At 69.9% G+C, this 13,081-nt stretch carries 10 protein-coding genes; 8 read left to right on the forward strand and 2 right to left on the reverse strand.

Annotation, left to right across the window (positions count from 1 at the left end; all coding sequences use genetic code 11):
• Positions 1-57 precede the first annotated feature (57 nt).
• Entirely contained in the window at positions 58-756 is a 699-nt protein-coding gene (locus ACWDX9_RS02585) for a response regulator transcription factor (RefSeq protein WP_449948114.1), read from the forward strand.
• Entirely contained in the window at positions 756-1,859 is a 1,104-nt protein-coding gene (locus ACWDX9_RS02590; RefSeq protein ID WP_449948117.1) for a sensor histidine kinase, read from the forward strand. The genes ACWDX9_RS02585 and ACWDX9_RS02590 overlap by 1 nt, the downstream gene beginning before the upstream one ends.
• A gap of 129 nt (positions 1,860-1,988) precedes the next feature.
• On the opposite strand, the gene ACWDX9_RS02595 is transcribed toward ACWDX9_RS02590, so the two are convergent.
• The gene (locus ACWDX9_RS02595) at positions 1,989-2,276 is read right to left on the reverse strand and encodes a hypothetical protein (RefSeq protein ID WP_449948120.1); all 288 of its coding nucleotides are present in this window, start codon (positions 2,274-2,276) and stop codon (positions 1,989-1,991) included.
• A 310-nt stretch (positions 2,277-2,586) separates the two neighbouring features.
• Here ACWDX9_RS02595 and ACWDX9_RS02600 point away from each other — a divergent pair, with 310 nt between their 5' ends.
• The 3 genes from ACWDX9_RS02600 to mptB all read left to right on the forward strand — a co-directional run bounded on the left by ACWDX9_RS02600 (position 2,587) and on the right by mptB (position 6,877).
• Entirely contained in the window at positions 2,587-2,934 is a 348-nt protein-coding gene (locus tag ACWDX9_RS02600) for an STAS domain-containing protein (protein ID WP_185069723.1), read from the forward strand.
• Positions 2,935-3,673: 739 nt separating this feature from the next.
• Positions 3,674-4,408, forward strand: a complete 735-nt coding sequence (locus tag ACWDX9_RS02605; RefSeq protein WP_449948123.1) for a glycosyltransferase family 2 protein — start codon at positions 3,674-3,676, stop codon at positions 4,406-4,408.
• 675 nt (positions 4,409-5,083) lie between these two features.
• Positions 5,084-6,877: a polyprenol phosphomannose-dependent alpha 1,6 mannosyltransferase MptB gene (gene mptB / locus ACWDX9_RS02610; protein ID WP_449948395.1), complete on the forward strand. Its 1,794-nt coding sequence runs from the start codon at positions 5,084-5,086 to the stop codon at positions 6,875-6,877.
• Between the two features lie 640 nt (positions 6,878-7,517).
• Here the strand turns inward: mptB and ACWDX9_RS02615 are convergent.
• Positions 7,518-10,298 carry a hypothetical protein gene (locus ACWDX9_RS02615; RefSeq protein ID WP_449948126.1) on the reverse strand — a complete coding sequence of 927 codons (2,781 nt, stop codon included), beginning with the start codon at positions 10,296-10,298 and terminating at the stop codon, positions 7,518-7,520.
• A 57-nt stretch (positions 10,299-10,355) separates the two neighbouring features.
• Here ACWDX9_RS02615 and ACWDX9_RS02620 point away from each other — a divergent pair, with 57 nt between their 5' ends.
• The 3 genes from ACWDX9_RS02620 (at position 10,356) to pheA (ending at position 13,075) form a co-directional block, all read left to right on the forward strand.
• Positions 10,356-11,546, forward strand: a complete 1,191-nt coding sequence (locus ACWDX9_RS02620; protein WP_449948129.1) for a glycosyltransferase 87 family protein — start codon at positions 10,356-10,358, stop codon at positions 11,544-11,546.
• Between the two features lie 22 nt (positions 11,547-11,568).
• Positions 11,569-11,988 carry a DUF4446 family protein gene (locus ACWDX9_RS02625; protein ID WP_364263173.1) on the forward strand — a complete coding sequence of 140 codons (420 nt, stop codon included), beginning with the start codon at positions 11,569-11,571 and terminating at the stop codon, positions 11,986-11,988.
• A 166-nt stretch (positions 11,989-12,154) separates the two neighbouring features.
• Positions 12,155-13,075 carry a prephenate dehydratase gene (gene pheA, locus ACWDX9_RS02630; RefSeq protein ID WP_449948133.1) on the forward strand — a complete coding sequence of 307 codons (921 nt, stop codon included), beginning with the start codon at positions 12,155-12,157 and terminating at the stop codon, positions 13,073-13,075.
• Positions 13,076-13,081 lie beyond the last annotated feature (6 nt).

The following is a 13,081-nucleotide window of genomic DNA, read 5'->3' on the forward strand; positions in this document are numbered from 1 at the left end:
CTTACGAAGCAATGACGTACCTGACACTTACCTGTTCCCCGGCCGTACCGTGAAGTCGTGAACACGCGCATCCTGGTGGTCGATGATGATCCGACCGTTTCCGAGGTCGTCGCGCGCTATCTGGAGCGCGACGGTCACGAGGTCGAATGCGTCGGCGACGGGGTGGAGGCGCTGCGCAGGGCGCTGGCCCATCCGCCCGACCTCATGGTGCTGGACCTGATGCTGCCCAAGCTCGACGGGCTGCAGGTGTGCAGGAAGCTCAGGGAGCGCTGGCCCGTACCGGTGATCATGCTGACCGCGCTCGGCGAGGAGATCGACCGGGTGGTCGGGCTGGAGACGGGGGCCGACGACTACGTGACCAAGCCGTTCAGTCCTCGTGAGCTCGCGCTGCGCGTGCAGTCGGTGCTGCGGCGGGCGCGGGGGGCGTCCGTCACCGGCGGCACCGGGGTGCTGCGCGACGGGGATCTGGTGGTGGACGTGGGGGCGCACGAGGTTCGGCTGCGGGGGGACGAGGTGATGCTGACGGCGCGGGAGTTCGATCTGCTGGCGCATCTCATGCGCAATCCGCGGCAGGCCTTCAGCCGCTCCGCGCTGCTGAACCAGGTGTGGGGGTGGTCGTTCGGCGACTCCTCCACCGTGACCGTGCACGTCAGGCGGCTGCGGGAGAAGATCGAGCCGGATCCGACCGAGCCGCGGAGGATCGTTACGGTGTGGGGGGTCGGATACCGGTATGAGCCGATGGAGGGCGGTGCCTGATGCCGCAGCCCGGTGACCTGCCCATGGTCGTGGCGGTGGCGGCCGGGCTCGGGCTCGTGGCCGCCCTGCTGGGCATCGGGGTGATGTGGCGGCTGCGCACTAGGTCCATCGGGGTGATGATGGCCGTGGTCGTGGTGGTCGCCGTGGCGGCCACGCTGGCCGGGGTCGTGGCGATCATCATGAAGATGATCATCGAGGGTCCCGTCAAGGACTTCGTGCTGAGCGTGGTGGCCGTGGGCGGGCTGGTGGGGCTCGGGGTGGCGTTCGTGCTGGCCAGGCGGGTGGTCGCGGAGAGCCGGCGGCTGGTGGCCGCCGTGCGCGCCGTGCCGTTCACCGCGCCCCGGGGGCTGCCGGCCGAGCTCCAGACCATCGCGAACACCCTGGAGGAGGCGTACGCGCGGGAACGGGCCCTCGAAGGGGCGCGGCGGGAGCTCGTCGCGTGGGTGAGCCACGATCTTCGTACGCCGCTGGCCGGGATGCGGGCCATGGTCGAGGCGCTGGAGGACGGGGTGGTGTCCGATCCGCTCACGGTCGCGCGCTACCACGCCCAGATCAAGCTGGAGGTGGAACGGCTCTCGGGGATGGTGGACGACCTGTTCGAGCTGTCGCGGATCCACGCGGGGGCGCTGCGGCTGTCGCGTTCGCGCATCGGGCTGGCCGACCTCGTGGCCGACACCGTCGCCGGGGCCGAGCCGCTGGCCAGGGCCAAGGGGGTGGTCCTGACGGCCGAGGCGTCGGCGTCCCTGCCGGTGGAGGCCGACGCGGGGGCGTTGGGGCGGGCCCTGCGGAACCTCGTGATCAACGCCATCCGGCACACGCCGTCGGACCGGACCGTGGTGCTGCGGGCCGGGGTGGATGAGGAGGGGATGGCTTGTCTGTCGGTTGCGGACTGTTGCGGGGGGATTCCTGAGGAGGACCTGCCCCGGGTGTTCGAGGTCGCCTTCCGGGGGGAGGCCGCTCGTACGCCTACGGCCGACGGCGGGGCGGGGCTGGGGCTCGCCATCGCGCAAGGGATCGTGGAGGCGCACGACGGGGTGATCGGGGTGGTCAACGACGGGCCGGGGTGCCGGTTCGAGATCCGGCTCCCCCTGGTCGCCGGCTGACCGGCCCCCTCGTTCCTGACCCTGGCTCCTCGGCGGCCTCCTGCTGCACGGCGGCTCATGTACCCCTGCCACCAGCTTCCTAATGCCTGGCGCTGGGGCGCTCCTGGTGTCGGCCTCCTGACGCGGCCCTCAGGCGCTCTCCGGGAGCTCCGGCTCGGCCGGATCCCTCGAGGTGCCGAACGACTCCGACATCGCTCGAAATGTCGGGCAGGGCCAGCGCCACATGCAGCTCCGGCACCGCAGGATCGGATGGGCGGCGTCGCTGGTGATGCCTCCCGCGTCCCTCGGCTGGTGAAGCTCGAGCAACCTCAGCCCGAGCTCCAAGAACCTGAGCAGATCAGCCCGGGCACCGCCCAGGAAGTCAAGGTCCTCGATCGCGAGCCGGGTGCGGATGGGGACGTAGCCTTCGCGGTTCACCAGGCTGCGGAGGCGCTCTGCTTCGTCATGCCATGAGGTGGCCTTCTCCGTGCGGATGAGGATGTTCTCCAGGCGCTCTCGGAGCCCTTGACGCTGAGGGTCTTCAGGTTTTTCTGCTTTCATCGTCGCGGGACCCGTCTGTCGTGCCCCAGCCCCTCCTTCGCCGTGAAGTCGTGCCGTGTCCGGTGTCACGCTGTCAAGCTTCGCGTACTCTCCGTTTCCATGGAGCCCAAACGGAGGACAAAAACCTGTGGTTGCCCTATCGGCGTGACAACGTGACCGGAAGCCTCCGCGCCGCTAGCCTGCCCATGTGGAGCTCAAGGTCTCGACTCGATCACATGCCGGGTGCGCACTGGTTGCCATCACCGGAGAAATCGACCTCTATACGGCGCCTCACCTGCAGTCCGAGTTCACTCGGCTGCTGCAGGAAGGGCCCAGCCGAGTGGTCATCGACATGTCCGCCGTGGATTTCTGCGACTCCACGGGGATGAACGTCCTGCTGTCTGCGCTCAAGCGGATGAAGGAGCAGGGAGGGGCGCTCGACGTGGCCGCCCCACGTCCTGCGGTCCGCAAGATTCTGCAGGTCACCGGGCTCGACTCGGTGTTCACCGTGTACGACGAGGTGCCGCAGGAGTTCCTCATAACCGAGGGCTCATGACGGGATCCGTGCTCGGATCCGAGGACGTACAGAGCGGGGTCGCCTCGACCCTGTCCGCAGGGGCGGCGCGCTGGACAGCGGCGCCGCTGCTCGCGCATGCATCACACCGGGCACCTGCGGCGCGCTCTGAGAACGTGTCGCGCAGGGCGTCGGCAACGCGACCTGGGGACACGTCGCGCTGGACCTCGGCAGCGCGTCCTGAGGGCGCGTCGCCGTCGCGCGGGACATTAGCACCGCGACCTGCCGAGACGTCCTGCGTGACAGCACCGCCCCGGCCCGCACACGGGACATGCAGGGCGGCAGCGCCCCGTCCTGCACATGGGATGTGCAGGACAGCAGTGCCTCAGCCTGCGCATGGGACGCCAAGCGTGGCAGCACTCCCGCCTCTGCACGAGGCCCTGCCTGAGGTCGTGCACGCACTTCGGCACGAGGCCCTGCATGGGGTCGTGCACGCACTCCGGGACGCGGCCTCGCAAACAGCCGCCCTGCACGAGACGGCGACGGGGACGGTGACGGTGACTGCCGCCATGCGCGGCACGTTGCAACCGCCTCACAACGTGCCGTGCTGCCGCTGCCGTACCGACCGTGGCTGGAACGTCGGCTACGGTGGCAATAACGGCCCGAGTCGGGTCGCGAGTCACGGCCCGGGTCGCGTCGCCGGCTACGGCCCGGACGTCGTTCCCGGCCCCGGCGCTCGGCTGAGGAGAAACGGAAGCGTCGTGTGCGGAGGTGGCGCTCGGTGAGCAGCAGTGGCGACACAGCGGTCATCATCCCGGCCGCCAACGAAGCCGACCGCATCGCGGCCACCGTCACGGCTGCCGCGGCCCTGCCAGGCGTGGACCTGGTCGTGGTCGTGGACGACGGCTCGCGGGACCAGACCGGCAGGGTGGCCCGCGCGGCCGGCGCCAGGGTGGTGCGCCACAGCCGCAACAGGGGCAAGGCCGCCGCGATGGAGACCGGCGCGGAGGCCGTCCGTCTCCTCGACGAGGGTGCCACCCCCCGCCACCTGCTCTTCCTCGACGCTGACCTGGGCGAGACGGCTCACGCCGCCGCACCCCTCATCGAGCCCGTACGCGCGGGCAAGGCCGACATGACCATCGCGGTCTTCACGACCAGGGTGAAGCTGGGCGGCCACGGCCTGGTCGTACGCCTGTCGAAGGAAGGCATCCGCCGGGCCACCGGCTTCGCACCCGCCCAGCCGCTCAACGGCCAGCGCTGCCTCACCAGAGCCGCTTTCGAGGCGGCCCGTCCGCTGGCGCACGGGTTCGGGGTGGAGACGGCGCTGACGATCGACCTGCTCCACAAGGGGTACCGGATCGAGGAGGTGGAGGTCGACATGGCCCACCGTGCCACGGGGACGGACTGGCGAGCCCAGCTCCATCGAGCGATCCAACTCCGGGACGTGGCCCTTGCGCTAGCCACGCGAGAGCCGCTAATCGCCCAAAACCTCAACAAAATCCGCCCCAATCACTGACCATCCCCACACCTGGCGACGACCACAAAGCCGTTTTCCTTCCTCGGACCAGGACGGCGGCCCTCCCCTCCACAGGGACCCACAGCCTGATCCCGGTTATCCACAGGAAGGTCCCGTCCGGCCGAAGCCCCCTTGCGAGTGTGCTGGAATTTGCCGGTGACTTCGGAGAAGCGGCACGAAAAGGCACGGGGCCGGCTCGCCGGGCTGGCCACGGCGGCGATCGGCGCCTCGATCCTGCTGACGATCACCATAGGCCTCCTCGGCCCATCCCCGATGGTGCCCGCGCTGACCGGCCCCAGCTGGCAGCCGCCGTACTCTCTCGACGTCCACCCCAACCCTTACCTGGTGATCGCCTTCGCCGCCGCCGCGATCACCCTTGGCGGCCTCGGCCTCCTGACCGCCCTCACCCTGACCCACCGCCCAAAGCTCCCCCACCCACCCACACCCACCCCCGACACCCCACCCACAGCCGCCTCCCACACCTCACCCGCGGCCAGCTCCGACACCCCACCCGCAGCCGCCCCCCACACCTCACGCGCGGCCAGCTCCGACACCCCACCCGCAGCCACTCCACCGCCCACCAGCCCGGACCACACCACTTCCCCACAGCCAACTCCGACGCAACCCGATGAGCCGCAGCCGCCTGCACCGGGAGCAATCGGTCCTCAGGCCGACATGACAGGGGCCGACGTGCCGCAACCCCCTGCGCCGGGGACACCCGGGCCTGGGACCGACGCGACGGGGACAAATGCGCCGCGAGCAGCTGCGCCTGGGACCAGTGGTCCTGATAGTCCGGACGGGCCACCGCCAGGCGCGCCGAGCAAACGTTGGCCACTCTCGAGTCAACATGGGCCGCTGTCGAGCAGGCGTGGGGCACTGTCGGGCAAGCTCTGGAGGCTGCCGAACGCCCGCCTCCTCGTCCTAATCGGCTGCGCAGCCGCCGCAATCCTGGCGTTCCTACCGCCATCCGGCTCCGGCGACCACCTCAACTACGCCGCCTACGGCCGCATGGTGACACTGGGCCTCAGCCCGTACACCCATGGCGCGGTGGACCTCCCAGGCGACCCCATCGCGGACGCGGTCGAGGAGCCCTGGCGCGAAGAGCCGAGCGTGTACGGCCCGGTGGCCACGGCCGTACAAGCGGTGGCGAGCTGGATCGGCGGCGACTCCCTCCGCCTGACGATATTCGTGCTGGCCCTGGTCAACGCCGCCGCGTTCATAGCGACGGGCCTGCTCATCGACCGTTTCACCAGAGACGACCCGACCAGACGCTTGCGCGCCGCACTCCTGTGGACGGCCAACCCCCTCCTGCTCTACCAACTGGTGGCAGGAATGCACGTGGACACCCTCGCCATCGCCTGCATGGTCGCCGCCCTCCTGGCCAGAAGCCGCCCCACAGGATCCGGGGTCCTGCTCGGGCTGGGAGTGGCGATCAAGGTCAATGCCGGCCTCGTGGCCCTTGGCCCCGCCTGGGAGCTACGACGCCGCCCCGCCCGCCTGGCCCTCATGGCGGCCTGCGCACTCGTCGTGGTGGTCATCGGGTACGCGATCGTCGGCCCGGAAGCGATCGCCCCGATGACGCGCACGAGCAAGTCGATCTCCCACGCCTCGTTCTGGAAGCTCGTCCAGGGCTGGCTCCAGTCCATCGTGGGCACAGGCAGCGCCTACCGAGGAGAGATCCAGATCGGCTCACTCCTGGTGCTCGCATTCCTCGCCTGGTCCCTGCTCCGGCTGGCCTCCCGCTCCCGCCAACCCGGCCTCCCTCCAGCACCCACCCCGAGCAACGAGGCAACCCCCATCCCATCGAACGGGCCCGGCCACCCCACGACCTCCACAACGAGCTACCGGGCAGCAAGCGAGCCAAGCAGCGCCACATCGAGCACAGTGACCCACCCACCGGTAGGTGGACCAGGCAATGCCACCTCGAGCGGAGTGAGCCACCACGCTACGAGCCAGGTGAGTAACGCCCCATGGGGCGGACCGACTAACGACCCAGGAAGTGGGACAAGTAACGACGAAGGAAGTGGACCGAGTACCGACCCAGGAACTGGGACAAGTAACGACCCAGGGAGTGGGACGAGCAACGACGCAAGAAATGGGGCGAGTAACGGCGCAGGTCGCTGGTCGAATCGCTGGACAGCGCCGCACGGCAACGGCGGACTTGAAGCACCGGTCGTGGCGGCGGGGCTGATGGTCGCCTACGTATTCGCCACGCCGTATATCCTGCCCTGGTACGACGGACTGGCCCTCGGATTGCTGGCGCTGGTGGCGGCCTCCACGGTGGACAGGTTCGTGGTCGCCCACCTGCTGGTCCTGTCGTTGGCATACCTCCCGGCCAGAGTGAACGGGCAGCCAGAGGATCTCGATTGGCTCAGGGAGGTGGTCCGGCCTCAACTCGCGTGGGTGCTGCTGGCCCTGACGGTGGCATTGGTCCTATGGGCGTGGCGAACTGCCAGACGTACCCTGTGACGCGCCGCGCCCGAGCCGACGCCGATGGGAGGCGTTCGCGTGCCGATCGCCATAGCGGCTACCAGCACCAGCCTTACGATCCGCCCACCCCAACACACGCCAGCAACGAGGGTCAGCCGGTAGGCAACGGCGTCCAGCAGACGCCAACCACCAGCACCCAAGCCCCACCCGACCGACGCCAACGATCAGCGCTCGCCCAAGGGCACCGATCCGGTGACGGACGGCACCGGATCGGGTCACCGGGAGCGATGGGCGGGGCATCGGGCCGTCCAGGCCGGACCGAACGCCTGCGGGAATGAGGGACCCGACCCCGTTTCCTCGGACCCCGGACCCCGGACTCCGAATCGCGGACCCTGGACTCCGGATCGCGGATCACGGGCCTCGGACCCTGGACTCCGGACCCCGGATCACGGATCACGGATCACGGATCATGGACCCCCGGCCCCGGACCCCGGATCACGGGGCATGGACCCCGGACCTCGGATCACGGACCTCGGATCAGGGACCTCGGACCACAGGGCACGGATCATGGGCCCCGGGTCACGGACGCGATCTGGGCTGCCTGAGGGCGGCGCGTATGGGGGCGACCAGAACGCTCAGCACCGTTCGGAGCGTTCGGCTGAGCGTGTGCCACTCATGCTCACTCCATAGGAACGGTGGTGAGTTGGAGGGCGCGGACGCAGGCGGCCAGGGTCAGCGGGACGGCCACCGTCAGGGCCATGGCGGGGATGGCGATGCCGGAGTCGTTCATGAGGAAGCCGACGAAGGCGCACGTGAGGGCGCCGAACAGGCCCGCTCGGAGGGCGGGGGTCAGGCGGTAGGCCTGGCCGAGAGCGGAGGCGCCCCATCGCGAGGGGCGGTCGAGTATCAGGAACAAGAAGGCCAGCGCGACCAGCGAGAGGAGGGTCAGTGACCAGTTCCCGACGGTTACGCCGATCATGGCGCTGAACTTGCGCCCGACGACCGTCCACGCCTGGCCGTCGATGATCTGCTGGACGAAGTTGCCCAGGTGGGTGCGCTGGGAGTCGGGGCGCAGCCAGTCGAACACCGAGAGGGCGCCCACGAACGCGGCCCCCACGAGTCCGACGAGCAGGAGTCTCAACAGCGATACGCGTTTGCCGGAAAGCAGAATGAGGAAGACCGCCAAGCCGATCACGAACGCCGGTACACCGCCGAAGTCAGCTCCCCACGAAGGCCACCCGTCCGCGAAGACCGCGAGTCCCCCGTACAGGGCGCACGCCGCCACGACCACGACCCTGGACACGCCTCTGCCGAGCAACCACTGCGCCACGCCTGCGAGTCCGAGGATGGTGCCTGTGGCGTAGACGGCGAAGGCGATGTTGCTGAAGCCGTAGAAACGGCCTCCGGTCACGGGCTCGTAGCCGGTTACTGCGTTCACCTGGAGCTTGGAGCCGGTCATGACGTCGATGAGGAGCGCGAGGGAGGTGACGGCGGCGACCACGGTGAGCGGGCCCAGCACGTGCGCCCGCCACGGACCGGCGAAGGCCAGGGCGGTGATCAGTCCGGCGATGGCCACGATCGTCACGATCACCGACAGCATCGGTACGGGCAGGGTCCACCAGGGCACCAGTTGGGCCAGGAATGTGGAGACGGGGATGGCTCCGCTGATCACCGCGACGATCTGGACGGATTTGAGGAGCTTGGAGCTGCTCGCGAAATCGCCGCCTGAGGTGTCGAGGGCTGAGGTGCCTTCCTGCGGAGTGGACGAGGGCTTGATGGGCGAGGGCTCGCTGGATGGGTGTTCGGCGGACGAGGGGTCGGTGGGTGGGCGGTCGGTGGGCGGGAGGTTGGTGGCGGAGGGTGACGTGGGTGGGTGTTCGGCGGCGGACGGGGGTTTCGCGGATGGAGGTGCGGTGGCTGAGGGGTCGGTGATTGAGGAGGCGTTGGGCGAGGCTTCGGTGGGTGGAGGGGTGGTGGATGGGGTTTCGGTGGGTGGGAGGTTGGTGGAGGGGGGCTTGGTGCCGGGAGAGGTGGGGGAAGTGGTGTCTCGGCGGCGGCGGAGGGCCAGGGCGGCGAAGGCGTAGAAGAGGAGCTGGACCGTCACGAGGACGGCGAAGAACGGGCCGCGTACCTCCCGGAGCACCTGGCTCGCCAGGTCCCCGTCCGACAGTTCCGCCACCGTTTCGGCCGGTGTGGCGGCGGTCGGGCCGTTGGGTTGCCAGGGGCGGCCGACCACTTGGCGTGGGGCGGGGAGGCCCAGGAGCTGGATGGCGGTGGCGGTGAGGTCGGTGATGGTGACCAGGGCGTCCTGGCGGGTGGAGGTGGCCGTGAGGTAGCCGTGGTCGTACGGTCGGCCGTTCGGCGACGGGCCCTTGGCGATCGCCACGTGGAGGTGGGCGATCGGGGACACGTCCGAGATGCCGGCCACGAGGGTGGTGGTGTTGGGGGGCAGTTTGGCGATCAGGGCGCCGATCTGCTGGTCCGCCTTGGTCGCGGCCGCCTGGCGGGCTGCGGCCGGCAGCGGGTTGGGGACGCCGTACTCGTCCAGTGGCTGCGCGGTCCAGGCGGTTGCCAGGTCGGCGGCTTCCATGATGATCAGGTTGTACGGGGCCAGGTCGCCGGCGGCGTCGAGGGTGGGGGCGTATTTGGCGATATTTCCGGACTTGTCGGCTCCGGCTAGTGCGGCGCCTGGGCCGATGGCGGCGACCTTGCCTCCGTTGTCCGTTACCAGCTGGCCCAGCGTGCCGAGCTGCGCGTCGAACCCGGTTTCGGACTGGTACGCGCTCAGGGCGGGCCAGTCCGGGATCTTGGCCGCTTCCCCGGTGGGCTGGGGGATGGGGGGTTGGAGGCAGCCCTTGCCTGCCGTACCGGCTCGCTGGCCTGCCGAGATGGTCAGCCAGCCCGCTGCGGGACAGGTGATGCCGCGGTCCGGGGGTGGTACGGCTCGCGTGGAGAGGGAGGCGGAGGCGCCCTGGCTGAGGAGGGACCACAGGTTGGGGGTGCGGGATGAGTTGAGGTCGCTCCATTCGAGGCCGGGCACGCCGATGAGGGCTACGTGGGCTTGATCGAGCCCTTGGGTGGACTGCTGGTGTTGCCGTGCAGCGGTGGTGGATGGGTCTTTGGCTGCTGCTCTGCCGGACGTGCCGGGGGATGTCACGGCGGCGGCGGCCGGGGGTGGGGTCAGGGAGAGGCAGGTTGCGGTGGCCAGGCCGAGGGTGAGGGCGAGGGTGCCGAGAGTGCGCTTGGGTGCTCTTGCCTTGGAGGTGGGCTGGAGCATCGACCTGGCGGAGGCGTGCGCGGGCGTGAGCCTGGTGACAGCGTAGGTGGCCGGGGTGGCGGTGGGGTGTTCTGACCTGGGCCGGGGGGCGGTGGCATCGGCTGTGCGTGAGGGCGTCAGTCCGGTGGTGCTGGAGGCGGGGGTGAGATGGGCGCCGTCCCGGTTGGGCGTGGCGTGTGGCATGTACGGACCCCCATTGTTTGCCCTCGATCAACAACAGCCACGGTAACGTGCCACATCGTGACAAGTGGCGAGGTGCGAGTGGTACGGCGGCAGTGGTGGGCGTGGGCGGTCGCGGTGCTCGTGGTCGCGGCGGCCGTGGCGCCCCTGGTGGTCGTGTGGCTCACCAATCCGGATGACCAGCGGCTGGTCGACCTGGACGTTTACCGTACCGGGGGCCAGATGCTGCTCGAGGGCCGGCCGGTGTACGACTATGTCACACCCGCCCCGCAGTTGTTGCCGTTCACGTACCCGCCCGTCGCGGCGATGCTGGCGGTGGCGCTGGCCGAGATGTCGTGGGGGACGGCCCAGTGGGTCTGGACGGCCGGGATATTCGCGGCGCTGGCCGTGACCGTGTGGCTGTCGTTCAGGCAGGCGCTCACGAAGTACGTGCCCTGGGTGTTCGCGCTGCTCATGGTGGCCTGCACGTACCTGATGCCGATCAGGGACCAGGTGCGGTTCGGGCAGGTGGACATTCTGCTGGTCGCGTTGTGCCTGGCCGACTGCGTGGTCAAGCGGCCCTGGTGGCCGCGGGGGTTCCTGATCGGGCTGGCCACGGCCGTGAAGCTCACGCCGGGCGTCTTCCTGATCTACCTGCTGGTCACGCGGCAGTGGCGGACGTTCTTCATGGCGGCGTTCACGACGGCGGTGCTCACGCTGCTGCCGTTCGCGGTGATCCCGCGGGACGCGTCGCAGTTCTGGTTCTCGGCGCTGCTCGATCCCGACCGCCTCGGCTCGAACGCGGGCACCACCAACCAGTCGATCCGCGGCATGCTGATCCGGCTCTACCTGCCCGAGACGGCGACGTACGCGATCTGGCTGGTGATCGTGGCCGTGGTCGGGTGGTACGGGTTCCGCGGCGCGAGGGCGGCGTACCGGGCGAATGACCAGCTCACCGCGGTCGCCCTCGTCGGGCTCATGGCCGTGCTGCTCTCGCCCGTCGCCTGGATCCACCACCTCGCGTGGGTGGTCGTGGTGCTCGGCGCGATCGTGGGCGACGGGCGCGATCCGGTCCGGCTGCGGGTGGCGGCGGGGGTGTGGCTCTATTACGTGCTGCCGATCCCCTGGTGGGGCGTCTCGTTGAAGGCGGCCGACATCCCGGGGGTCAGCCTGGTGCTGGGGAAGATCGTCCAGAACGGGTTCGGGCTGGGCGCGCTGGTCCTCGTGTGGTTGTTGGTGTCCTGGTTGCCGAAACGGCGTCAGATCGCATGACCGAGCCATTACCCTCTGTGCCGTGCTCGTTACCACATGGGTCATCGTGGGCGTCGTCGCCGGGGTCAGCGGCGTATTCGTCGGGTATCTGTCGCTCCGGCAGGCCAGAGCGACGGTGGAGGACTGCCAGCGGATGCTCGCCCGGCAGACCAGTGAGGGCATGGGCGATCTCAGGGCCATCAGGGACGTGGCCGTCTGCCGGTACGACGCGCTCTCCGAGATGACCGGGCGGCTGTCGTTCTCGGTGGCGATGATCAACGGGCTGGGTGACGGCATCGTGCTGACCTCGATCAACGGGCGCAGCGAGACCCGTACGTACGTGCGGCCCGTGGTCGGCGGGAAAGGGCGGGAGCCGCTGTCGCCCGAAGAGGAGGAGGCGGTGCGGGCGGCCAGGCTGGGGCTCGGGCCGATGATCCTGTCCCGGGCGTCGGGCCCGCTGTAGGCGGGCAGGTCGTGGGTCGAGGACGGCATCGTGCTCGTGGGCCAGTCGGGTCCGCTGTAGGCCGAGGACGACATCGTGCTGGTGGGCCCAGTCGGGCCGCTGTAGGCGGGTAGTTCCCTGGGTGAAAGAGGCGCGCGGCGCGTCCACCTGCGGATACTCTGGATGCATGCCCAGACTCGCCTATCTCGGACCGGAAGGCACCTTCACCGAAGAGGCCCTGCGGCTCCTCGACCCCACGGCCGAGCGCCTGCCCTGCGCCAACGTGCCCGCCGCGCTCAACGCCGCCCGCAGCGGCGAGGCCGACGGCGCCGTCGTGCCGCTGGAGAACTCCATCGAGGGCGCGATCACCACGACGCTCGACGAGTTCGCGTGGGGCGAGCCGTTGCTGATCACGGCCGAGCTGCTGCTGCCGGTGCAGTTCTCGCTGCTGGCCCGGCCCGGCACCGAGATCCCCCACATCAAGCGGGTCTACACGCATCCCGCGGCCATCACCCAGTGCCGCGCCTTCATCGCGCGCGAGCTGCCCGACGCCGTCGTGGTGGCCGCGCCGTCGACCGCGGCGGCGGCCCAGGAGGTCTCGCTGCCCGGCTCGCCGTACGACGCCGCCATCGCCGCCCGCATCGCCGGCGAGCACTACGGGCTGGTCGAGCTGGCCACGGACATCGGCGACAGGTCCGACACCGTGACCAGGTTCGTGCGGGTGGCCAGGCCCGGTCAGCTGCCCGAGCCGACCGGCTCCGACCGCACCACGCTGGTCGTCTTCCTCGCCGACGACCACCCGGGCGCGCTGCTGGAGATGCTGACGGAGTTCTCCGTACGCGGGGTCAACCTGACGCGCATCGAGTCGCGGCCGACCGGTGACGGCATCGGGCGCTATTTCTTCCACTTCGACTTCGAGGGGCACGTGGCCGACGCCCGGGTCGGGGAGGCCCTCGCCGGGCTCCACCGCATCTGCGGCGAGGTGCGTTTCCTCGGCAGCTACCCGCGCGCCGACGGCATCGCGCCGCAGATCAAGCGGGGCACGTCGGAACCCGAGTTCGCCGAGGCGGGCGGCTGGCTCGCCCAGGTTCGCGCGGGTCAGGTCTGAGGTGAC

The sequence above is a fragment of the Nonomuraea sp. NPDC003201 genome (genome assembly GCF_053590415.1).

Bases quoted from the DNA above. Each gene is read 5' to 3' on its own strand.
- mptB (WP_449948395.1), top strand. From the start codon at position 5,084: ATGACAGGGGCCGACGTGCCGCAACCCCCTGCGCCGGGGACACCCGGG.
- ACWDX9_RS02590 (WP_449948117.1), top strand. From the start codon at position 756: ATGCCGCAGCCCGGTGACCTGCCCATGGTCGTGGCGGTGGCGGCCGGG.
- pheA (WP_449948133.1), top strand. From the start codon at position 12,155: ATGCCCAGACTCGCCTATCTCGGACCGGAAGGCACCTTCACCGAAGAG.
- ACWDX9_RS02615 (WP_449948126.1), bottom strand. From the start codon at position 10,298: ATGCCACACGCCACGCCCAACCGGGACGGCGCCCATCTCACCCCCGCC.